19 protein-coding genes are annotated in these 22,916 nt (G+C 35.9%); 8 read left to right on the top strand and 11 right to left on the bottom strand.

Annotated features, from left to right (window positions below; genetic code table 11):
- Positions 1-62 precede the first annotated feature (62 nt).
- From MKS83_RS16510 to MKS83_RS16500, 3 genes are all read right to left on the bottom strand, one after another.
- The gene (locus MKS83_RS16510) at positions 63-554 is read right to left on the bottom strand and encodes a hypothetical protein (RefSeq protein WP_240580509.1); all 492 of its coding nucleotides are present in this window, start codon (positions 552-554) and stop codon (positions 63-65) included.
- A gap of 83 nt (positions 555-637) precedes the next feature.
- Positions 638-1,918: a methionine adenosyltransferase gene (metK, locus tag MKS83_RS16505; RefSeq protein ID WP_240580508.1), complete on the bottom strand. Its 1,281-nt coding sequence runs from the start codon at positions 1,916-1,918 to the stop codon at positions 638-640.
- A 232-nt stretch (positions 1,919-2,150) separates the two neighbouring features.
- Positions 2,151-3,101: a LysR substrate-binding domain-containing protein gene (locus MKS83_RS16500; protein WP_100377785.1), complete on the bottom strand. Its 951-nt coding sequence runs from the start codon at positions 3,099-3,101 to the stop codon at positions 2,151-2,153.
- Positions 3,102-3,233: 132 nt separating this feature from the next.
- Between MKS83_RS16500 and MKS83_RS16495 the strand changes: the two genes are divergently transcribed.
- The 5 genes from MKS83_RS16495 to MKS83_RS16475 all read left to right on the top strand — a co-directional run bounded on the left by MKS83_RS16495 (position 3,234) and on the right by MKS83_RS16475 (position 7,506).
- Entirely contained in the window at positions 3,234-4,721 is a 1,488-nt protein-coding gene (locus tag MKS83_RS16495; protein ID WP_240580507.1) for a catalase, read from the top strand.
- Between the two features lie 119 nt (positions 4,722-4,840).
- Positions 4,841-5,608: an enoyl-CoA hydratase/isomerase family protein gene (locus MKS83_RS16490; protein ID WP_240580506.1), complete on the top strand. Its 768-nt coding sequence runs from the start codon at positions 4,841-4,843 to the stop codon at positions 5,606-5,608.
- A 41-nt stretch (positions 5,609-5,649) separates the two neighbouring features.
- A complete protein-coding gene (locus MKS83_RS16485; RefSeq protein ID WP_100377782.1) occupies positions 5,650-6,072 on the top strand; it encodes a deoxycytidylate deaminase in 423 nt (140 codons plus the stop codon).
- Positions 6,073-6,079: 7 nt separating this feature from the next.
- Positions 6,080-6,994 (top strand): site-specific tyrosine recombinase XerD, encoded by a 915-nt coding sequence (xerD, locus tag MKS83_RS16480; RefSeq protein ID WP_100377781.1) that lies wholly within the window; start codon positions 6,080-6,082, stop codon positions 6,992-6,994.
- The gene (locus MKS83_RS16475; protein WP_240580505.1) at positions 6,991-7,506 is read left to right on the top strand and encodes an NUDIX hydrolase; all 516 of its coding nucleotides are present in this window, start codon (positions 6,991-6,993) and stop codon (positions 7,504-7,506) included. The genes xerD and MKS83_RS16475 overlap by 4 nt, the downstream gene beginning before the upstream one ends.
- 38 nt (positions 7,507-7,544) lie before the next feature.
- On the opposite strand, the gene MKS83_RS16470 is transcribed toward MKS83_RS16475, so the two are convergent.
- The 4 genes from MKS83_RS16470 to MKS83_RS16455 form a co-directional block, all read right to left on the bottom strand.
- On the bottom strand, positions 7,545-8,003 hold the full coding sequence (locus MKS83_RS16470; RefSeq protein ID WP_240580504.1) for a heme-binding domain-containing protein: 459 nt from the start codon (positions 8,001-8,003) through the stop codon (positions 7,545-7,547).
- Positions 8,004-8,016: 13 nt separating this feature from the next.
- Positions 8,017-9,795: an Ig-like domain-containing protein gene (locus MKS83_RS16465; protein WP_240580503.1), complete on the bottom strand. Its 1,779-nt coding sequence runs from the start codon at positions 9,793-9,795 to the stop codon at positions 8,017-8,019.
- A 25-nt stretch (positions 9,796-9,820) separates the two neighbouring features.
- Positions 9,821-11,080, bottom strand: a complete 1,260-nt coding sequence (locus MKS83_RS16460) for a serine hydrolase domain-containing protein (protein WP_240580502.1) — start codon at positions 11,078-11,080, stop codon at positions 9,821-9,823.
- 95 nt (positions 11,081-11,175) lie between these two features.
- Positions 11,176-12,105, bottom strand: coding sequence for a 2-hydroxyacid dehydrogenase (locus MKS83_RS16455; RefSeq protein WP_240580501.1), 930 nt, complete (start codon positions 12,103-12,105; stop codon positions 11,176-11,178).
- A 96-nt stretch (positions 12,106-12,201) separates the two neighbouring features.
- Here MKS83_RS16455 and MKS83_RS16450 point away from each other — a divergent pair, with 96 nt between their 5' ends.
- Positions 12,202-12,558 (top strand): hypothetical protein, encoded by a 357-nt coding sequence (locus tag MKS83_RS16450; RefSeq protein WP_240580500.1) that lies wholly within the window; start codon positions 12,202-12,204, stop codon positions 12,556-12,558.
- Here the strand turns inward: MKS83_RS16450 and MKS83_RS16445 are convergent.
- From MKS83_RS16445 to MKS83_RS16430, 4 genes are all read right to left on the bottom strand, one after another.
- The gene (locus MKS83_RS16445; RefSeq protein ID WP_100377776.1) at positions 12,555-13,073 is read right to left on the bottom strand and encodes an acyl-CoA thioesterase; all 519 of its coding nucleotides are present in this window, start codon (positions 13,071-13,073) and stop codon (positions 12,555-12,557) included. The two genes, MKS83_RS16450 and MKS83_RS16445, sit on opposite strands and share 4 nt — an antisense overlap.
- Positions 13,061-13,819, bottom strand: a complete 759-nt coding sequence (locus MKS83_RS16440) for a hypothetical protein (RefSeq protein ID WP_240580499.1) — start codon at positions 13,817-13,819, stop codon at positions 13,061-13,063. Before MKS83_RS16440 ends, MKS83_RS16445 begins: the two co-directional genes overlap by 13 nt.
- A 307-nt stretch (positions 13,820-14,126) precedes the next feature.
- The gene (locus tag MKS83_RS16435; protein WP_240580498.1) at positions 14,127-16,232 is read right to left on the bottom strand and encodes a TonB-dependent receptor; all 2,106 of its coding nucleotides are present in this window, start codon (positions 16,230-16,232) and stop codon (positions 14,127-14,129) included.
- Between the two features lie 188 nt (positions 16,233-16,420).
- Positions 16,421-17,212, bottom strand: a complete 792-nt coding sequence (locus tag MKS83_RS16430; protein ID WP_240580497.1) for a WG repeat-containing protein — start codon at positions 17,210-17,212, stop codon at positions 16,421-16,423.
- Positions 17,213-17,572: 360 nt separating this feature from the next.
- Between MKS83_RS16430 and MKS83_RS16425 the strand changes: the two genes are divergently transcribed.
- Together MKS83_RS16425 and MKS83_RS16420 are read left to right on the top strand one after the other, a co-directional pair.
- On the top strand, positions 17,573-20,353 hold the full coding sequence (locus MKS83_RS16425) for a bifunctional aconitate hydratase 2/2-methylisocitrate dehydratase (RefSeq protein ID WP_240580496.1): 2,781 nt from the start codon (positions 17,573-17,575) through the stop codon (positions 20,351-20,353).
- A 292-nt stretch (positions 20,354-20,645) separates the two neighbouring features.
- The gene (locus tag MKS83_RS16420; RefSeq protein ID WP_240580495.1) at positions 20,646-22,916 is read left to right on the top strand and encodes an aconitate hydratase; all 2,271 of its coding nucleotides are present in this window, start codon (positions 20,646-20,648) and stop codon (positions 22,914-22,916) included.

The raw sequence follows: 22,916 nt of genomic DNA, 5'->3' as shown, positions 1-22,916 counted from the left end.
TAATAATTTTTTAATAACTGTTAACCTATTATTAATTTTTTATCAAAAAAATTTAAAAATAATCACTTAAACATATCATGAATAAAGACAGTCGGGATATTTAGTGTAAAATTAATATTTAGGCCCTCCATTTTTTTGCCATTTAATCCTGTATTTCCCATAGCAAATGCATATCCGCCTGTAAGATCTAAAATCCCGAAAAGAGAAACCCCGATTTTCGGAGCCACATATTTATTGGTTCCTTCTACACCTGCAAGGAAATAATAGGAGTGATAGAAGTCCACATTTTTTTCAAAATTTAACAAAACATCTGCCTGTAGTTTCGGCATTATTGCAAACTGAGAGTGAGCAGATCCCATTAATGCAGAACCTCCCAAACGATAGATAACATCATCATTTTTTAAAAACAGCAATCTTCCTCCTATTTCTCCAAAACTTTGATTTTGGTAGACATATCCTACATTAATCATTTTATGCATAGTATATTGTGCTTTTGCAAACAAGCTTAGAAAAAATACCGAAAGAACGGTAATCGCAGTTCTCACATTCATCATCTTTAAATCTTTTATTGTGTAAAATTAAAAAAAACTGCCTTACCCGAAGATAAAGCAGCCTGTATTATTATTTAAAAACAAAATTAAATCCCAAAAGAAGCTTTAATTTCATCTACTTTGTCTAATTTCTCCCAAGTAAAGAATTCTAAATCTTTAAGAGTCAATTCATTTTTCTGTCCTTTGTTGAACGTTTTATCAGCTACATAGCTCTCTCTCCCCATATGTCCGTAAGATGCGGTATCCTGATAAATAGGATTTCTTAATTTTAAATTCTGCTCAATGGCATAAGGTCTCAAATCAAAGATAGTAGACACTTTTTTAGCAATATCCCCATCATGAAGATCTACTTTTGCAGTTCCATAGGTATTGATGTATAAACCACAAGGTTCAGCAACACCAATCGCATAAGAAACCTGTACCAAAACCTCATCTGCAACACCAGCAGCAACTAAGTTTTTAGCAATGTGTCTTGTCGCGTAGGCAGCACTTCTATCTACTTTTGACGGATCTTTTCCTGAGAAAGCCCCACCTCCATGAGCACCTTTTCCTCCGTAAGTATCAACGATAATCTTTCTTCCTGTAAGACCTGTATCCCCGTGAGGACCACCGATTACAAACTTACCGGTCGGGTTGATGTGATATTTGATCTGATCGTTAAACAATACTTTAATTTCTTCAGGTTGTTGAGCAATCACTCTAGGAATCAAAATATTTTTGATGTCTTCACGAATTTTATTCAACATTTCTTCTTCTGAACCAAAATCATCATGCTGCGTAGAAACTACGATAGAATCAATTCTGATTGGTTTGTGATCGTCAGAATACTCAATAGTAACCTGGCTTTTTGCATCCGGGCGAAGATATTTAATTTCAGCATCTTCTCTTCTGATTGCAGAAAGTTCTTTAAGAATAGTATGTGCCAAATCTAACGCTAAAGGCATATAGTTTGCCGTTTCGTTCGTAGCATATCCAAACATCATTCCCTGATCTCCTGCTCCTTGCGCATTTGCTCTAGCTTCAAAAGACTCTTCTACCACAGCTCTGTCAACCCCTTGATTGATATCCGGAGACTGTTCGTGAATTGCAGAAATAACTCCACAAGAATCACCATTGAACATATATTCTCCTTTTGTATATCCAATTCCGTTGATAACTTCTCTGGCAATCGTCTGAACATCAAGATAGGCATCTGACTTCACTTCACCTGCAAGCACCACCTGTCCTGTTGTAACAAGAGTTTCGCAAGCTACTTTCGAATTTTTATCGTATGCTAAGAAATGATCGATTAATGCATCGGAAATCTGATCGGCAATTTTATCCGGATGTCCTTCTGAAACGGATTCAGATGTAAATAAATAAGACATATTCTTCTATAATGTATTTAGATTAAAAAATCGAAGAAAAATATATTGCCCGGAAAGCCTAAAAAAGAATACTGTTTTAGCATTTTTTTATAGAGGTTGCAATCAGGTCAAATTTCTCCTCGTGTATAAACGTTGGCAAATTTAAGCACTATTTTTTTAATACTCAAACCTTTTGTTTACTAATTATAATTTTCTTGAAATTAATAATTTATCTCAGTTTTGCAAAAAGAAACTATTGAGGTTTTATGCTTACAAATTCTTTAGGACTTTCGTTATAATTAAGCTTTTTATCCAAAGATGTTTTGATGGAATGTGATAATTCATCAATAATTTTCTGCTTGAATGTCGGCTTATAATAAATAATGCTTATCTCTCTGTAAGGAAATGGCTTTTTGAATCTGAAAACATTATTTTTCTGCTCTTCGGATAACTGGCTCAAGGCCAATTCAGGTAGAATACTGATTCCACCAACCTTGTCTACCATATGTACCAACGTCTGAATATTGGAAGCCAAGAAATCTAAATTCTTTGGTTTTAGCGTATTTTCCTTAAGATGGCAAATGTTCTCAAATTGATTTCTAAGGCAGTTTCCTTCTTCAAGTAGCCAAACCTTCTCAACATTTAACTCTTCAGGAACCACGTATGAATTCTTTTTATTAGCTTCCGTATTGGAGCTATAAATCATTAATTCTTCATTGAACAGGAAATCCTGATAAAACTCATCCGCAGAATCATATGGAGTTGAAATAATTCCCGCATCCAGCTCTCCTGCCTTCAAAGCTTTAATAATATTATCTGTGGTCATTTCCTTCACATTCATCTGGATTTTCGGATTCTCTTCCAGAAATGTAAAAATCTCCGTAGGTAAAATAAAGGAAGAAACGGTAGGAATGATTCCTAAATTAATAGTTCCTCCTAAAATATTATTTAAAAGATTCGCTTTATTCTTTAATTCATTGACAGACTCTATAATTACCTTTGCCTGATCGATGATCTGAAGTCCCACATCTGTAGTACGAATAGGATGAGTAGTCCTGTCAAACACCTTAACATCCAGTTCATCCTCAAATTTTTGTATCATTGCACTTAAGGTAGGTTGTGTAATGAAGCATGCTTGAGCTGCTTTACCAAAATGTTTATACTTATCTACAGCGATAAGATACTCCAATTGCTGAATGTTCATTGTGATTAATATTATCTATTACAAAGATATGATGTTTTTGCTATTAGCAATAAAAATTGAAGTAATTTTGATATTTACTACCTTTACATCTTTAAAATACAATAAGAAATTTCTCACTCTAAAGATAGATTTATGGATTCTAAAAAGATAACATTAAGCAACGGTTCCCCATATTTTGAACATCAGGATTCACAAACAGTAGGTCCCAGAGGCCCTGTATTACTGCAAGATTTCATTCTTCAGGAAAACCTTGCTCACTTTGTAAGAGAGAGAATTCCCGAAAGAATTGTTCACGCCAAAGGAAGCGGTGCCTATGGAAAATTTACCGTTACCCATGATATTAGCCAATATACCAAAGCAAAATTGTTTTCTGCAGTTGGGAATTCATGCAAAATGTTTGCCCGGTTTTCTACGGTAGGAGGTGAAAAGGGCAGCGCAGATACCGCAAGAGACCCAAGAGGTTTTGCCTTAAAATTTTATACAGAAGATGGAAATTGGGATTTAGTCGGCAACAACACTCCAGTTTTCTTTATTAAAGATGCTAAAAAATTCCCTGATTTTATCCATACTCAAAAAAGAGTTCCGAAAACTAATTTAAAAAGCGCCACCATGATGTGGGATTTTTGGAGCTTGAATCCTGAATCTCTTCATCAGGTTCTTATTTTAATGTCTGACAGAGGAACGCCTTACGGATACAGACATATGCATGGCTTTGGTTCTCACACCTATTCAATGATTAATGATAAAAATGAACGCGTATGGGTAAAGTTTCATTTAAAAACCAAACAGGGAATTAAAAATTTCTCCAATGATGAAGCCGTAAGTATGGCAGGGAAAAATCCTGATTTTGCCCAGGAAGATCTTTGTAATGCTATTGAAAACGGTGAGTTCCCGAAATGGACAATGTATATACAGGTGATGACAGAAGAAGAGGCAAGAGATTTCAGATGGAATCCTTTTGATATCACTAAAGTATGGTTCCAAAAAGATTTCCCTTTAATTGAAGTTGGAGAAATGGAACTGAATGAAATTCCTGCCAATTATTTTGCCCACGTGGAACAGTCTACTTTTTCTCCCAGCAATTTAATTAACGGAATCAGTTTTTCCCCTGACAAAATGCTTCAGGGCAGACTTTTCTCTTATCCAGATGCTCACAGATACAGAGTAGGCGTAAATGCTCATCAGCTGGAAGTAAACCGATGTCCTTTTGCGGTTAATAATTATCAACGTGACGGCTTCATGGCAGATTCAAGTCATTATCAGGACAAACCTAACTATTTCCCAAATAGCTTTGATGATATTAAACCGGATTCATCTTATAAAAGTTTCGAATATGAACTTGACAGTGCTCATGTTGCAAGTTACAACAGAAACGAAAACGACGATGACCATTACACCCAACCAGGATTATTATATTCAAAGGCAATGTCTGCACAAGACAGAGAAAATCTGGTGAACAACATCGTAACCAGTATGAAGGAAATAAGCGGTCCCAAGAAAGATGAAATCATCAACCGACAATTATGTCATTTTTTCAGAGCCAATATTGAACTGGGTATGAAAGTTGCTTCTCAATTGAGTGTAAACATTGATGCAAATATGATGAATCATTCCAAATAAACAACAAATAAGAACTTTACATTAAAAATAAATCAACATAAAAGGAAAAAAAGTGAATATTTTTTCCTTTTATGTGGAAAAAAATTATAATTTGCGGAAGATAATATTACAAGGCTAAAATGAACTACGAAAACATATTATTACAAACAGAAGAAAGAATATCAATTATCACTATAAACAGACCTGAAAGCTTAAATGCATTAAATGCAAAGACCATTCAGGAAATCAGTACAGCGTTGGATGACTTAAATTCTGAAGCGACCTGCAGGGCAATCATTATTACCGGAAGTGGAGAAAAATCGTTTGTTGCAGGTGCTGACATTAAAGAATTTAGCGATTTTGGACAGGAAAAAGCAGAAGAACTGGCAAGAAACGGACAGAATTCACTGTTCAATAAAATTGAAAACCTATCTAAACCGGTAATCGCTGCTGTTAATGGTTTTGCTTTAGGTGGCGGTTTAGAACTGGCAATGGCTTGTCATATAAGATATGCTTCCGAAAACGCAAAATTAGGTCTTCCGGAAGTTACTTTAGGTTTAATTCCAGGATACGGAGGAACCCAGAGACTTCCAAAACTGGTAGGAAAAGGATTGGCGAATGAAATTATTTTCTCTGCTAAAATGATTCCCGCACAAAGAGCTAAAGAAATAGGACTTGTGAATGAGGTTTTCCCTATTGAAGAGCTTTTAACAAAAACTAAAGAACTGGCAAAAACAATTGCTAATAATTCACCAATGGCGATTTCAAAAGCAATACAGGCTGTGAATTTATCTTACACAGACAAAGGCTTTGAAACTGAGATCAAATCATTTGGAGCGCTTTTTGAAATGGAAGATAAAAAAGAAGGAGTTGCTGCTTTTCTTGAAAAAAGGAAACCCAGCTTTTAATAATATTTAAAATTATTTCGAAAAATATATAATGCTGTTGTATGAATAAGTTTGATAAAGCTTATCTAAAAATGGCTCAGGAATGGGCAAAGCTTTCTTACTGTAAGAGAAAACAGGTAGGAGCTCTGATTGTAAAAGACAGAATGATTATTTCTGACGGGTACAACGGCACTCCTTCCGGGTTTGAGAACTGCTGTGAAAATGAGGAAGGAAAGACGCATTGGTATGTACTGCATGCTGAAGCTAATGCCATACTGAAGCTTGCAGCCTCTACACAATCAGCAAAGGGAGCAACATTATATTTAACACTTTCACCCTGTAAAGAATGCAGTAAACTGATTTTACAGGCTGGGATTACGAGATTAGTATATATTAATGAATATTCTGACGATGACGGAATATCATTTTTAAAAAATCATAATATAGAGATAGAACAGATATCAGATGTTGAATTAAAAAAATAAAACACAAATGACTTGGCAGGAAAAAATTAAAGATTTTGAAATTTTTCTTCGGTTCGAAAGAAATTTTTCAGAAAATACTCTCGACGCCTATATACGGGACATCAAGAAATTAAAAGAATATAGTGAGGAAAGTCTTGACAATATTGGTCCGGATGTTATAAGCTACGAACACATTCAGCAATATATATTTTTACTTTCAAAACAAAAATTCAGCGAAAGGTCTCAGGCGAGATGGATATCTTCCATAAAGGCTTTTTTCAAATATTTAGTAGAAGACGAAATAAGAGAGGACAATCCGGCAACATTGCTCGAAGGCCCTAAATTGGGACTATATCTTCCGGATACATTAAGCCTTCCCGACATCAACAAAATCATTAATGCCATAGAAGTTTCAACCGATCTGGGAAAAAGAAACCAATGTATCATTGAAGTTTTATACGGTTGCGGATTGAGGGTTTCCGAACTGATCGAACTGAAGATTTCCAACATCAACTTTAACGAGAAGTTCATTAAAGTAACAGGAAAAGGAGACAAAACCAGGCTTGTTCCTTTGGCAGACTATACAGCTGAATTATTAAAAAATTACATTCAGGATGTACGTTCTAAAAACAAGATCAATAAAAAGCATGAAGATTGCCTTTTCTTAAACAGCAGAGGAACTTCCATGTCAAGAGTTATTGTTTTCCTCATTATAAAAGAATTAACGGATAAAGCAGGAGTTAACAAAAAGATTTCTCCTCACACCTTTCGCCACTCTTTCGCCACCCATCTTTTGCAAAACGGAGCAGATTTGCGTTACATTCAGGAAATGCTTGGTCATTCAAGCATTACCACCACAGAAATTTACACTCACTTAAAAACGGAAGAACTTCGCGATGTTATACTAAATTATCATCCGAGAAACATCAATATTACACAATGAAATTATTGAAATACTGCCCCAGCTGCGGCAAAGAATCCTTACAATGGAATAATGAAAAGAAATGGAGCTGCCCCGAATGCGGCTTTACATTATACAATAACGTAGCCGGAGCAGTAGCAGTTGTGATAAGATGTGGTGATGAAATTTATCTTACAAGACGAAACAGAGATCCTAAAAAAGGAAAGTTAGATTTAGCAGGAGGATTTGTAGACCCTAAAGAAAGCGCCGAAGAAACGTGCAAAAGAGAGCTTTTTGAGGAACTGAAATTAAAGGTTGATATTCCAAATTTAAAATATCTTACAAGCCTTCCTAATGTATATCAGTATAAAGAGATTGATTACAATACGATTGATCTTTTTTATGAATATCGTGTTTCAGAAAAGTTTGAAGTGAATCTGGAATTATCCGAAATCTCGGAAGCAGTTTGGATTCCTCTGAAAGAGCTTGATCTCCAAGAAATCGCCTTCGATTCTCAGAAGATCTTCTTTGAAAAATATTTACAATCTAAATAAAAAAAAATCGCAGAATGATCTGCGATTTTTTTTGTTTATTAATAAGAATTAGTTTTAATCATTTCCTCAAAATATTTCACCAGCAATGCTCTTTCTGCATCCGATAAATTAGCCTCTTTATGATAAACCATATATCCCGGCAAAGGCATGGCTTTAGTTTGAATTGTTTGGATAGATTTATCAAGCATACTTTTTTTCAGATCGGTATTATAAGTTCCCCAAACAGAAAAATTAAGATGTTCTCTCCCTTCGTTAACATGGCTTTTAATTGACCACGAAATGGGTGCAAAATAGGCATATTTAGGATAGACCGTTTCATTGGAGTGACAGTCATAGCATGCCGACTTAATAAGGGTCCTGATTTTAGGTGGTGTTTTTTTTACATCCACAAAATTGACTGAACTTTTAACGGCAACATTCGTTTTATCAACCGGGATAAACTGAATAATAATAAGCCCGACAAGCACCCAAAATAATATTTTCTTTACAGTCGCCATACTCTCTTAACTTTTATTTAACTGGTGTTAAAACGCCCCTATCAGATTTAATAGGTTTAGTAGTAGTTGGCACTGTTGTACTATTAGTTCTGTTAAGGTCCTGAGTTTTAGTCTCCACTGTTGGCGCTACATTTTTATTTGTAGGAGCTGTAGGAGTTTTAGGACTATCTAACGTTCTTGTATCTTTTAAATCCCAATCTTCATTGGAATCCCATAATGGTCGCACTATAGCCTGTTTATAATATATATAAGCATCTTCAGCAAAAATATCCTTTTCCAAATCTGCCTCGTCCCAAAACTTATTTCCGTTATTATCAACGAGAATCCTTACAATATATTCTCCCGGCTTTAAGATATCAAACTTCACATAATCTCCTTTTGTATATTTTTGATACAATACTTTATCAGAAGAATCAAGCAATTGGATCCAATAATTGGCGGTCGGAGCATTGGTAAGCATGAATGCCAAGCTTCCGTAGTTTTCAACCTTATCTGCTTCAAAATCGAGACGGTAAGGATCTCCTATTTTATCATAGAATGAAGAAATGGTTTTACTTGGAATCGTAAGCTGATATTTTTTTCCAGCTTCGAAATTGGAGGTTACCAATACCTGATAAGGATTAGTTTCAGATATTCTGGCTGTAAATTCCTGGGTTACCGTACTATCCTTTTTCAATATCCACTTCTCAGGTTCTATTGAATTGATCATATAATTTGAGACAATGGTAAGGTCGGATTTAGGTGGTAAAAGAGCATTTCCGTTAGAAATGGTCATTTTATTCTTCGGATTATACTTATAGAACAATGAAGTTGTTAAAGCACTGTCTTTTATTCCCGCATCATACTTGAACTTTAAATTCTCAGTTACCGTCTGTCCAACATCGCTTTTCACGGCATCAAACCATATTTTTACAGAATCTGATTTTGGAGTATGAGTAATTTTTATATCCTTAAGTTTATCACTCAGAGGATTTACTTTTACATTTTCAGGATGTCCTTCAAAAGTCATGGTGATTCCTCCCGGCATCTCTTTCATTTCAACATACTTCAGCGGCTTTTTAGAAGGATAAATCTTAAGATTCAGGCCTGATATCGATTTTTCAAAATTGATCGGATCCTTCTGAAAGCCTATTTTCTCTTTACCCGGATCATATACTGAGTTCCCGTTCTCATCTTCAAAAGCTACAATTTTATATTTACCCGGTGACAAATAATTAAGTTCATAATATCCGTCATCATCCACTTTACTAATATAGTAAGGCTTTTGTCTGTAATTCATGGTATCTTTTACCTGAAAAAGGCCGACAACCATTTTGTTTTCCCCAGTGCTTTTTTTAGTCGAAAGAGCATCTTTTATTTCTCCGCTGATGTATAAATCATCTATTTTTTCTCCGGTAGAAAAAGCAAAATTGAAATATTTTAAAATATTACCTTCATTATTATCTGCTATTGCATTTCCGAAATTAAAATTATACGTGGTATTCGCCTGTAAGGTGTCCGTCCATTGAATCAAAAGAAATTTATTCGCAATACTGGAAGGAATAATTTTCTTAATATTTTTAATAGGTGGGGAAATACTCAGGTTTTTATTAATGTCCTTTAAAGTAATATATTCGTCAAAATCGATTCTGAGCTCCTTAATATCTCTGGGAACGTTAATTCTTGTGGTATCAATATTGGAGCTTAGAAACTTCGGTGCCAAAGAATCTTTTGGTCCACCAATAGGAGAACCCAATCTTGCACATGAATGCAAAAGAAAAGCAGCAACGAATAATAAAAAAAATCTTTTCATGAATACGTTTGAACAAAAGTAAACATTATTCTCCAAAAACTTCATTTCCTCCGTTCAAAGAATCTTTATTATCGTTCATCACCGTATGTAATTTCGCTTTTTGCTGTGGAAAGTCTTCAAATAAGCCGGATAAAGCCAATGCTGTATAGACTCTTCCCGAATACTTATTACCAATAGCGACAATCGTGACTTTAGATTTCAGCAAATGAGCAAAAACCGAATTGGAACCATGCCACCATCCGTTGTGATAAGTCAGTTTTTCTCCGTTATCAAAAATCTTCATTCTAAAGCCTAAACCATAATTATTCATTCCGAACTTTTCATTGCTGTAAGGTTCAAAAACCATCTTCATCAATTCAGGTTTTAAAAAATCCTTTGAAAACATTGCTTTTGAAAAGTTGAAAAGATCTCTTGGGGTAGTGTATACATTCTTATCTCCATAAATAAGATCTAATCGATCTAAAGGATATAATTTATTCCCTCCAAAATAAAATGACTGAGAAGCTGTCGGAATATCCTTTTCCTGGAAAATATAAGTATTCTTCATTTTCAGCGGAGCAAAGACCATTTCTTCCATAGCCTTCGGGAAAGGCGTCTTTGTAACTTTTTCAATCAATAAGGCTAATAAGGCAAAATTGGTATTACAGTACATAAACCCGGTATCGGTATCTCTTGCCAGCTCAGGTTTGTATTTAATAATCATATTCAATACATCCTGATTCGTTATAAATGTTTTGGATAATTCTGCCGGTTCCGGTTTTATCTTTGTGATAAAATATTCATATTTCGGGAGGCCGCTTCTTTGATCTAATAACGTTTGAACAGTAACATTCGGGTAAGGAAATCCAGGGAAAAACTGTGACAGGTGATCCGATAATTTTATTCTTCCTGCTTCTATAAGCTTCATCATTGCCATTGCCGTCATGGTTTTTGAAACCGAAGCAACATGCAAAGGCGTATTTTTGCCAATAGGCATCTGATTTCCTTCCCTTCCGAAGCCCCTGTAGTTTTCGTAGAGTATCTCATCTCCTTTCGCCACCAAAATTCCGCCACTTAAATTTCCTTTTTCCCAAACTTTTTGATAATATTCATCAATATATTGCGTGATTGTATTTTTGTCAGAAAGTATTCTGTCGTCATCGGTAAAAACAGTATTTAAATCTACTTTTCCATAGTTTGGCAAACTGGAAGTGTAAACAGGTTCAGACTGTTTTTCTTCTTTCTTTTTACAGGAGATAACACCAAAAAATAAGGCGGAAATAAGTACAAAACTAAGCTTCTTCATGAATTTCTAAAATGAGCGGCAATTTAATAAAACCCTAAGAAAATATTAAATATGAGTCATATATTAAGACTTATTTAACATTATCAAGGTTATAATTATAAAAACGAAGCTACAATTTTATCCACGATTACCTGTGCCAGTTTTTCTTTACTTTGATGCGTCCATCCGGCAATATGGGGGGTTACAATTGCTTTTTCCGAATGCAATAAATATTGTAATGTTTCATTTTCAGATTCTATATTCTCAAAAGAAGATTTCTCATACTCCAATACATCAAGACAGGCTCCTTTCACCTTTCCTGACTCAATCGCATCAACTAAACTTTTAGTTTCTACATTTTTCCCCCTTGCTGTATTCACAAAATAAAAGTCATTTTTCATTTCAGTGATGAATGCCGAGTCAACAAGATAATGTGTTTCAGCAGTCAGAGGAATATGGAGACTTAAAACTTCGGCTTTTTCTTTTAATTCTTCTAAAGAAACCTGGGTCGCATATTCATCAGAAAGATCAGGAAGGATATCATAAAAAATCACTTTACATCCGAAACCGGAAAGTCGTTTTGCTGTTGCCTTTCCCATATTTCCATAACCGATTAAGCCCACCGTTTTACCAAGAAGCTCATCTCCCCTGTTTTCTTCACGAAGCCAGATCCCGTTTTTCACTTCCTGAGAAGCAATAAAAAGACGATTCATTAAAATCAGAAGCATTCCGACAACATGTTCTGCCACAGAATCTCTGTTTCCTTCAGGAGAATTAATCAGCTGTATGCCCAATTTTTCAGCTGCGGGAATATCAATATTTTCCATTCCGGCTCCTACTCTTGCAATGAATTTCAGGTTTTTTGCCTTTTCTAAAAAGTTCTTATCCAAAGGAATCCTGCTTCTTATAATCACCCCTTCATAGTTTTCAATTTTACCGCAAACCTCATCATAAGAAGATGTAAAATCTTCTTCTAGGATACAATTTTTAGCTAAAAGCTGTTCAGTAATAAGCGGGTGATTTTTATCGAGGAGTAAAATTTTCATAGAAGGTATAATTCTTTATATTTGTTGTTGCAAAGGTAAGTTTCAGAGATCGAGAAACCTCTTTTGTAAGATAGAATTTTTCAATTTTTTCATCTTATGAAGTTACATAAGTTTATTTTCGGACTTTCCATACTGTTATTGGCTGGCTACAGCGTTTTTTTAGCTGTTAAGTTTCCCTCTATTAAGGAAATTATTCCCATTCACTATTCTTCCGGAGGAGCAGATGGTTTCGGAAGTAAAATGTTTTTGTGGCTGGAAGTCGGTCTTAATGCAATTCTATTATTTTTTATAGGATTAATTATCACATATCCGCAAAAGGCATTTGGAATGGAAAGCGATTTTTTGGAAACCTCCAGAGAAAAAGCAATAAAAAACCGACAAATATTTTTGTCGGTCTTATCTGTAATAATTACATTAATTTTTTGTGGTCTCTCTTTAAAAGAGATTATTTAAGCTTCCTGGAAAAGCTTCTTTAATTCTATAGATTCTGAAGGTTTCATTCTTCCTGAAAGGATCAATGAAAGTTCTTTTCTCCTTAATGCTGCGGCAAAACGGTCTTTTTCAAGTTCTGTTTCAGGCTCCATTTCCGGAATCGGAATCGGTCTGTTAAATTCATCCACTGCCACGAAAGTATAAATTCCTGAATTGGTATGGATCTTTTTCTGATTGATCGGATCATCCAACCAAACATCTACATAAATCTCCATAGATGTAGAGAAAGCCCTTGACACTTTAGACTCCATCACAACAATTCCTCCTTCAGGAATAGGATAATCAAACGACACGTGATTTACAGATGCCGTCACTACTCTTCTCTCACAATGTCTGGTTGCGGAAATTGATGCACAACGGTCCATTCTCGCCAGCAATTCGCCACCAAAAAGATTTCTCAGCTGATTGGTATCATTGGGAAGTACAATATTCGTCATCACCGTCAAAGATTCTGACGCTTTTTTTATTTTTGCCATTTCGATTTAAATTTTGGAGCTGTGGATCTAGCCGGTTTCGCAACAGCTGGTTTTATAATAGAATCTTTTCTTAAAGAATCTTTTTTCAAAGTATCTGAAACTTTCATTGCTGCAGAATCTACTTTTACAGGAACTATTTTTTCTATTCTTTTTGTTTTAGTCTGCACAGAAACACTGTCAAAAGACTTTTTCCCGAAAATAAGCTCTTGTTGAGAATACCCCAGATAAGCAATCCCTAATACAGGAACTACCACAAGGAATGTCCAAAGAATAGATTTATTGAATGTATAATCTTTTTTAGACTCTACAGATTTCTCTTTTTTTTCAGAATTTTTAATATCAGAAATTCTGATTTCTTCCAATCCGTAAAAATCAGGGCGATCATTTTCAAGACGGTTTCCACTGAAACTAATCTGATCATCATGTATAGAAAGCTTTCCTAAATTCTGGATTTCCAATACCTGATCTGCCTGAAGTTTTTTCTTCCAAAAATCGGTCTGAATCTTCAAATCACTCTTAGAAGCTCCTAGTGACATTTGTTTTTGAGCAGCAATAAAAGCAGCTAATTCGTCAGACTGGATTTCGTAATCCGGAGAAAAAGCAATTTGACTTGCAGGAGGCAGGATACTTCCATTATCTGAATTGATAATTGCTTTTGAATTTTCTAAAGAAAACACACCAAAGCCCGGAACCACGACGCTTCCAAACTGTTTCAAATATTCTAAAATGTATGCTGAAATATTCATTTGGTGGCAAATTTATAACTTTTCCCTGACTTCTTGAAGCATTTTTCATTATAAAAAAAGATTCTCAAAAAGCTTATTTTTCTGAATTTATTAATCAATTCTCACCATTATGCTTATTATATTTAGATTTTAATAGATAAAAAACATTTTAAACGCATCAAAAACAGCATCCTTTTGAATTTTCAGTTTTATGTTTTTCATAATTTTTAGCCATAAAATTGATTAAAAACAAAAAAAGACTGCCGAAGCAGTCTCAAAATCTAACTTTTACTTTTTACTATATAATATTTTAAATATAGCTGATTGATTAATGTATTTTCCAACTTACCCCCAACATGAAATTAGTTCCCGCCTGAGAAAAATAATAAGGATTTCCATCCCAAACTGCGCCGTTATTTACGTATTTCTTATTGAAAATATTGTTTACCAAAAGCTTTAAGGCCACTTCATGATGAGCGATCGTAAATTGATATTGGGCATTAAAATCCGTTAAAAGATAATCTTTCAGTTGCAAGTTCTTATCTTCAGAATTATCAAGATATTGTTTTCCTACATATTGGTTCATCAACGCAAACTGGAAATTTTTTGTAGGACTGAATTTCAAACCTAAATTGGCAATAACGTCCGGAGAAAAGGAAATCTGTGTATTTCCAAGATTTTTCACTTCCGTTTCGTTTTCCGTTTTGAAATCTAGATTTCTGTTGTTACTGAAACTCACATTTCCTGTCAGCTCCCATTGTTTTGAAAGCTTCGCCAATGCGCCTAATTCAATTCCGCTTCTGTAGCTTTTTCCTGAATTGGTTCTGATAAAAGCCCCTACATTATTCAGTTCCCCATTCAATACCAGCTGATTCACATAATACATATAATACAGGTTGGCGGTAAACGATACAATTCCGAACTGTCTTTCAAAACCAGCCTCGAAATCATGAAGCTTCTCCGCCTTCACATCATTGTTAGCCAACAAATCATCCCTGTTCGGTTCACGGTGTGCATGGGCATAGGAAACAAAAATCTTCCCATTTTCTATTTTATAATTAGCGCCCACTTTTGGATTAAAGAATAGCCAGTTTTTATCCAGATTAGCTCCTTCATCATCTCCCGCCGTGATTATTTTAGTATCATAATCTACATTTCTAAGCTGCAGATCTCCGAAGAATTCAAAATCGTTAACTCTTACCAAAGCTTTTGCAAAACCTGAAACTTCATTTTTCACAGAACGGCCTCTGTAATATTCGTGCTCATCAATCTGAGGAAGAAAAACCCCGGTCACATTTCCATAATGTCTTCCATAATATTGATTTGCCACAGCTCCGAAGTTTACATCAACATTCCCCAACTTCCCATATAGCGTGGAAACCATACCGTAGAAATCATTGTTCAGCCATTTTTTTCTGATGAAATCGGAGTATTCTTCACCATTTACATCTGGCAAATTATATCTTGCAAAAGGATCACCCTGTTTGTAGTTTTCATAATATCCCTTTCCTTTCGTATAATGCAAAGTTGTTTCTAAATTCCACTTATCATTAAACTTTTGTTCCCAAAGCAACTGGTAGTGGTTTTGCCTGTAATTATCGGTTTCATTATCATAAAATCCAATAATGTTTTCCCATCCAGAATCATAAATTGCTCCCGATGGATTAAATTTCGGATTCGTCTCCCAGGTTTCTCGGTCAATTCCGTTCCAGGCCTGATACGTTTTTTCTTTCCCTCCAAAAGCCATTAAACGGACTCTTGTTTTTCCTTCTTCATATAATGCCGTAAAATTGTAAGAATTCAGCTTCGAAAAAGCCCTGTCTATATAGCCATCAGAATTGATATGCGTATAACGTCCCATTACCGAAAGACGGTTTCCCCAGAATTTTCCGGAGCCGATTTCCGCAGAATACTTATAGGTATTGAATGAACCGTAACTGTCGTCTGTTTTAAAGTAAAACTTTTCTTCGGGATCTCTTGAAATCACATTAATACTTGCGCCAAACGCTGCAGATCCATTATTCGAAGTTCCTACCCCTCTCTGAATTAAAATCTGAGATGCGGAACTCGTCAGATCCGGAACATTCACAAAAAAAGTCCCCTGACTTTCAGAATCATTATACGGGACGCCGTTCATCATCACATTGATTGCCGTTCCCGAAACTCCACGAATTCTAAAACCTGTGTAACCCACTCCATTTCCTGCATCTGAGGTAGAAATGATAGAGGTTTGATTTTTAAGTAAAATAGGTAAATCCTGTCCAAGATTTTTACTGTCCAAATCTTTCTGAACATTAATAATTTCCTTGGCAACCGGAAGTCTTTTGGTAAAATTAACAGCTTCAATTTCCTTTATTTTCAAGGAATCGGAATTTTGCGCCTGCAAAAAAGCGAAAGAGCCTACACTAAGCCCTAAAAAAAATAATCCTTTCATTCTATAAATTTTTAAAATTTAATGAATAAAAGGGGATTGATAAGATATTATACAGTTTCAGCTCTGAAGCCGAATTCCCTAAACAGCATTACCCGTTCTAGGTTCGTTGGGTATAATCTCAGCCTGTTACAGCACCCCTTTATTTCGACTGCAAAATTAGGATTTTTTCTGCTTACGGCTAGACAATTTTAATATTTTTTGTTTCTGACGTCTACATAGTAGTAATTTTTACCGTCTTTTGAGACCTCAAACATCCCTCCAAGTTTCCAGCTGTAATTCAATTTAATATCTTCATATTCAAAAGGAATAATGGTTTTATTATCTTTATTGATCACACCGAATTTGTTGTTGGCAACGGCCACCATCATAGGATTTTCTAAATCATTGCCTTCCAGAACATATAACATTTCATATTGAGGAACAATCTGAAACCTAAAAGTTACTTTAGAATTTTTATAGAGATTATTATCTCCCAATCCGAAAAGATACTTATCCTTATAAACGCCATATTTTTGTTTTATATAGGTGTTTTTACATTTTCCTAAATCCGAATCTTTATAACGGTAAACTTTTTTTCCATAAACATCAATCCTGTAAGAAATCTGATCTTTCTCTACTGTCGCATATTCATTACTTCCATATTTCCTTACACTTTCATTCGGAGAATTAAGCAGATTACAATCTTCCGCAAAAAACATGGCAATATAAAATTCTGCAGGAATGATCATTTGCCCTTTTTGATTGACATAACCTACCTTACCATTTTCCCTTTTGGGGATAAGCAAGGGAACATCTCCGTACAGCGATATTAAATCGGGACGATTAGGATTTACTCTGGCAAACTGTGTGGTTCCGGGAAATTGTGTTTCACTTTTGGAAACAACATGACTGGACTGCGAAAGAAGTACACTAAACAGAAATACTGCAAAGAGTTGATAAATATTTTTCATGGCTTGTTTTTGTGATACTAAAATACGCATATTTTTAACATTTTGAAAAAGATTGTAATACTCAAATACTTTGAAGATCAAAATATAATAGATTATTTAAAAATCATATTTATAAAGAATCTAAATAAATTAATTCTCATAAAATTTTAAAAATTCGTAATTTTGGGAACATTTTTAAGCGTTTGATAATATAAAAACATTATAAAGAAATAATTTCTGACATAAGTTTACAAAAACAATATTCTTAGAGTATGTTTTTCATCAAATATTATACCCAAACTCTTTAAAAAAACAACACAGATTATATTCAGTGATCTTCTAAAGTCGCTCAGAACTAAGATATGAAACTCTGTTATAATCTACCTAAAGATTGAAAAGACTTCTATTATTATGAATATGTATCAGGATTACATCCAAGAAATTGCAGAAAGAAAAAACCAGGGGCTACATCCAAAGCCAATTGACAGTGCAGAATTATTAAGCGAAATCATCGCACAAATTAAAGATACAGCTAATGAATACAGGGCTGACTCTCTTAATTTTTTCATTTATAACACTTTACCAGGAACAACAAGTGCTGCAGGTGTAAAAGCTCAGTTTTTAAAAGAAATCATTCTTGGCGAATCTGTAGTAGAGGAAATTTCTCCCGCTTTCGCTTTCGAATTATTATCTCATATGAAAGGAGGGAAATCCATCGAAGTATTGTTGGACTTAGCTTTAGGTAATGATGCTGCTATCGCTCAGGAAGCTGCAAAAGTTCTTAAAACTCAGGTTTTCCTTTATGATGCAGATACCAACCGACTGAAGGAAGCTTATGAAAGCGGTAATGAAATTGCAAAAGAAATCCTTGAAAGCTATGCAAAAGCAGAATTCTTCACTAAACTTCCTGAAGTTGCTGAAGAAATCAAAGTGGTAACTTTCATCGCTGGCGAAGGTGACATTTCTACCGACCTGCTTTCTCCTGGTAATCAGGCACACTCAAGATCTGACCGTGAATTGCACGGAAAATGTATGATTACTCCTCAAGCTCAGGAAGAAATCAAAGCTTTACAGGCTCAACATCCTGATGCAAGTGTAATGCTGATCGCTGAAAAAGGAACGATGGGTGTTGGTTCTTCCCGTATGTCCGGAGTAAATAATGTTGCTCTTTGGACGGGGAAACAGGCAAGTCCTTACGTACCGTTTGTAAACATTGCTCCGATCGTTGGAGGAACAAACGGAATCTCTCCTATTTTCTTAACAACAGTTGATGTAACCGGAGGTATCGGAATCGACCTTCAAAACTGGGTTAAAAAGTATGATGAGAATGGAGAGTTAGTAAGAAACGAAAAAGGAGAACCAGTATTGGAAGAAGCTTATTCCGTAGCTACAGGAACTGTTCTTACCATCAATACAAAAACTAAAAAATTATACAACGGAGATAAAGAACTGAAAGATATTTCAAAATCATTTACTCCTCAAAAATTAGAATTTATCAAAGCAGGAGGTTCTTATGCCATCGTATTTGGTAAAAAAATCCAGACATTTGCTGCAAAAACTTTAGGAATCACTCCTCCAACGGTTTTTGCTCCTTCTAAAGAAATCTCTATCGAAGGACAAGGCCTTACTGCCGTTGAAAAAATCTTCAACAGAAATGCAGTAGGAGTTACACCAGGAAAAGTTTTACATGCAGGTTCTGATGTTCGTGTTGAAGTAAATATCGTTGGATCTCAGGATACAACGGGTTTAATGACCGCTCAGGAATTGGAATCTATGGCCGCAACAGTGATCTCTCCAATTGTAGACGGAGCTTATCAGTCTGGATGCCACACCGCTTCAGTTTGGGATAAAAAAGCACAGACAAACATTCCTAAATTAATGAAATTCATGAACGATTTCGGGGTAATCACAGCTCGTGATCCGAAAGGTGAATATCATTCTATGACAGACGTTATTCACAAAGTTCTTAATGATATTACCGTTGACGAATGGGCAATCATTATCGGAGGCGACTCTCACACAAGAATGTCTAAAGGAGTTGCTTTCGGAGCTGACTCCGGAACGGTAGCTCTAGCTTTGGCAACAGGTGAAGCTTCAATGCCGATTCCTGAATCTGTGAAAGTGACTTTCAAAGGAGAAATGAAGGAGCATATGGATTTCCGTGATGTGGTTCACGCAACTCAGGCTCAGATGCTGAAGCAATTTGACGGAGAAAATGTGTTCCAGGGAAGAATTATCGAAGTTCATATCGGAACACTTCCGGCTGACCAGGCGTTTACATTCACAGACTGGACCGCAGAAATGAAAGCTAAAGCTTCTATCTGTATCTCTCAGGATGATACCTTGATTGAATCTTTAGAGATTGCAAAAAGCAGAATCCAGATCATGATTGACAAAGGTATGGATAATCACAATCAGGTTCTTAAAGGATTAATTGAAAAAGCAGATAAAAGAATTGCTGAAATCAGAAGTGGTGAAAAACCAGCTTTAACTCCTGATGCCAATGCTAAATATTATGCAGAAGTAGTTGTTGATCTTGATGCCATCGTAGAACCGATGATCGCTGACCCGGATGTAAACAACGAAGATGTTTCTAAAAGATATACGCACGACACTATCAGAGATCTTACTTACTACGGAGGTGAGAAAAAAGTTGACCTTGGCTTCGTGGGCTCTTGCATGGTTCACAAAGGGGATTTAAAAATCGTTTCTCAGATGTTGAGAAATCTTGAAAAGCAAAATGGTAAAGTAGAATTCCAGGCTCCATTGGTGGTAGCTGCTCCTACTTATAACATTATTGATGAATTAAAGGCTGAAGGTGACTGGGAATTACTGGAAAAATATTCAGGTTTTGAATTCAACGATGCTGCTCCAAAAGGAGAAGCCCGTACTCAGTATGAAAACATGATGTACCTTGAGCGCCCGGGGTGCAACCTTTGTATGGGTAACCAGGAAAAAGCTGAAAAAGGAGATACCGTTTTAGCGACTTCTACCCGTCTATTCCAGGGAAGAGTGGTTGAAGACTCTGAACGTAAAAAAGGAGAATCTTTATTGGCCTCGACTCCTGTAGTTGTTTTATCAGCTGTAATGGGAAGAATTCCAAGCATCGATGAGTACAAAACAGCTGTTGAAGGAATCGACTTGACGACTTTCGTTCCTCCTATCAAAGAATTGGTAGCAGTTGGTCATTAATATGAGCACATAATAGTCGAAGACTATTTTTACAATAATTAAATGGGAGATTTCTTTTTGAAGTCTTCCATTTTGTTTAGAACCGTTCTATTTAAGACAAATAACAATTATTTTACCCTACATCAATGTTAAAAAATCATTTTTTCCTTAAATTCATAGTCATAAAATATTTCAATCATTTATCCTATTTATCCTTTATATAAAGCGTAGGAATAGATTTTGATATATAGCATTGAGTATAAATTCCGCCTAAATCACGGAAAACCTATAAAAAAGAATAAAAAAATTAGATATGACTTTTGATATTGATATGATCAAAAAAGTGTACGAGCGTTACCCTGAGAGAATTGCTGCTGCAAGACAGATCGTGGGAAAACCTCTTACCCTTTCAGAAAAAATCCTTTACACTCACCTTTGGGAAGGAAATGCAACACAAGAATATGAAAGAGGAAACTCTTATGTAGACTTTGCACCGGACAGAGTTGCCATGCAGGATGCCACTGCGCAAATGGCTCTTTTACAATTCATGCAGGCCGGAAAAGCTAAGGTTGCTGTTCCTTCAACTGCTCACGCCGACCACCTGATTCAGGCGAAGGTAGGAGCTGATAAAGATTTACAGGAAGGAATCAATAAAAACTCGGAAGTTTTCAACTTTTTGAGTTCTGTATGTGATAAATACGGAATCGGCTTCTGGAAACCGGGAGCTGGGATCATCCACCAGGTAGTATTGGAAAATTATGCTTTCCCAGGAGGTATGATGATCGGTACGGACTCTCATACGGTAAATGCAGGTGGTTTAGGAATGGTGGCTATCGGAGTTGGTGGTGCTGATGCAGTGGACGTAATGGCAGGAATGGCTTGGGAGCTTAAAATGCCAAAATTGATCGGGGTAAAGTTAACCGGTAAAATGAACGGATGGACTTCTGCAAAAGACGTTATTCTAAAAGTAGCAGGAATCCTTACCGTAAAAGGAGGAACAGGATGCATCGTAGAATATTTCGGAGAAGGAGCTCAATCTCTTTCGGCAACAGGTAAAGGTACTATCTGTAACATGGGTGCTGAAATTGGAGCTACCACTTCTACTTTCGGTTACGATGACTCTATGAGAAGATATTTGACAGCTACAGGAAGACAGGATGTAGTAGATGCTGCTGATAAAATTGCTGAACACTTAACGGGTGATCCTGAAGTATACGCAAATCCTGAACAATATTTTGACCAATTAATCGAAATCAACCTTTCTGAATTAGCGCCTCATTTAAACGGGCCTTTCACTCCGGATTTGGCAACACCTGTTTCTGAATTCAGGGCTAAAGCAGAAGCAAACGGATGGCCTCTGGAAGTGGAATGGGCATTAATCGGTTCTTGTACCAACTCTTCTTATGAAGATTTATCAAGAGCAGCTTCTATTGTTGAAGATGCGGTAGCTAAAGGAGTTAAGCCAAAAGCTATTCTAGGGATTAACCCTGGTTCTGAGCAGGTAAAATTCACAGCTGAAAGAGACGGATTCTTAAATTCTTTCAGAAAATTTGAAAATGCAAGAATCTTCACGAATGCTTGCGGACCTTGTATTGGACAATGGGACAGAGAAGGTGCTGAAAAAGGAGAGAAAAACTCCATTATCCACTCTTTCAACAGAAACTTCGCGAAAAGAGCAGACGGTAACCCAAATACCCATGCTTTCGTAGCTTCACCGGAAATGGTAGCTGCTGTTGCAATTTCAGGAAGATTAGACTTCAACCCGATTACAGATACTTTAACCAACGAAGCTGGAGAGCAAATAAAATTAGATGAGCCTAAAGGGTTTGAACTACCGGAAAAAGGATTCGCTGTAGACGACAACGGTTACCAGGCTCCTTCTGAAGACGGTTCAAGCGTTGTTGTGAATGTAAGTCCTACTTCAGACAGACTTCAGTTACTAGAAGAATTCCCGGCTTGGGATGGTAAAAACATTACCGGAGCAAAAGTCTTAATCAAAGCTTTCGGAAAATGTACAACCGACCATATTTCTATGGCAGGACCATGGTTGAAATACAGAGGTCACCTTGATAACATTTCAAACAACATGTTGATCGGAGCTGTAAATGCTTACAATATGGAAACTAACAAAGTTAAAAACGAGCTAACCGGTGAATATGGCGAAGTTCCTGCTGTACAGAGAGCTTACAAAGCTGCCGGAGTTCCTACGATCGTTGTTGGAGATCAAAACTATGGGGAAGGTTCTTCAAGAGAGCACGCTGCAATGGAACCAAGACATCTTGGTGTAAAAGCAGTACTGGTAAAATCATTTGCGAGAATCCACGAAACGAACCTTAAAAAGCAAGGAATGTTGGGAATTACTTTCGCTAATGAAGCAGATTATGATAAAATCCTGGAGGATGATACCGTAAACTTCTTAGATCTTGACCAGTTTGCTCCAGGAAAGCAATTGACTTTGGAATTCATTCACAAAGATGGAACTAAGGATATCATTATGGCTAATCATACTTATAATGATCAGCAAATTGACTGGTTTAAAGCAGGATCAGCTTTGAATCTGATTAAACAACAAGAGAAAAATTAA

The organism is Chryseobacterium sp. Y16C (assembly GCF_022488405.1).
Classification (GTDB): domain Bacteria; phylum Bacteroidota; class Bacteroidia; order Flavobacteriales; family Weeksellaceae; genus Chryseobacterium; species Chryseobacterium geocarposphaerae.
Note: the sequence above shows the minus strand (reverse complement) of the source record. Positions and strands in the feature narration are given on the sequence as shown.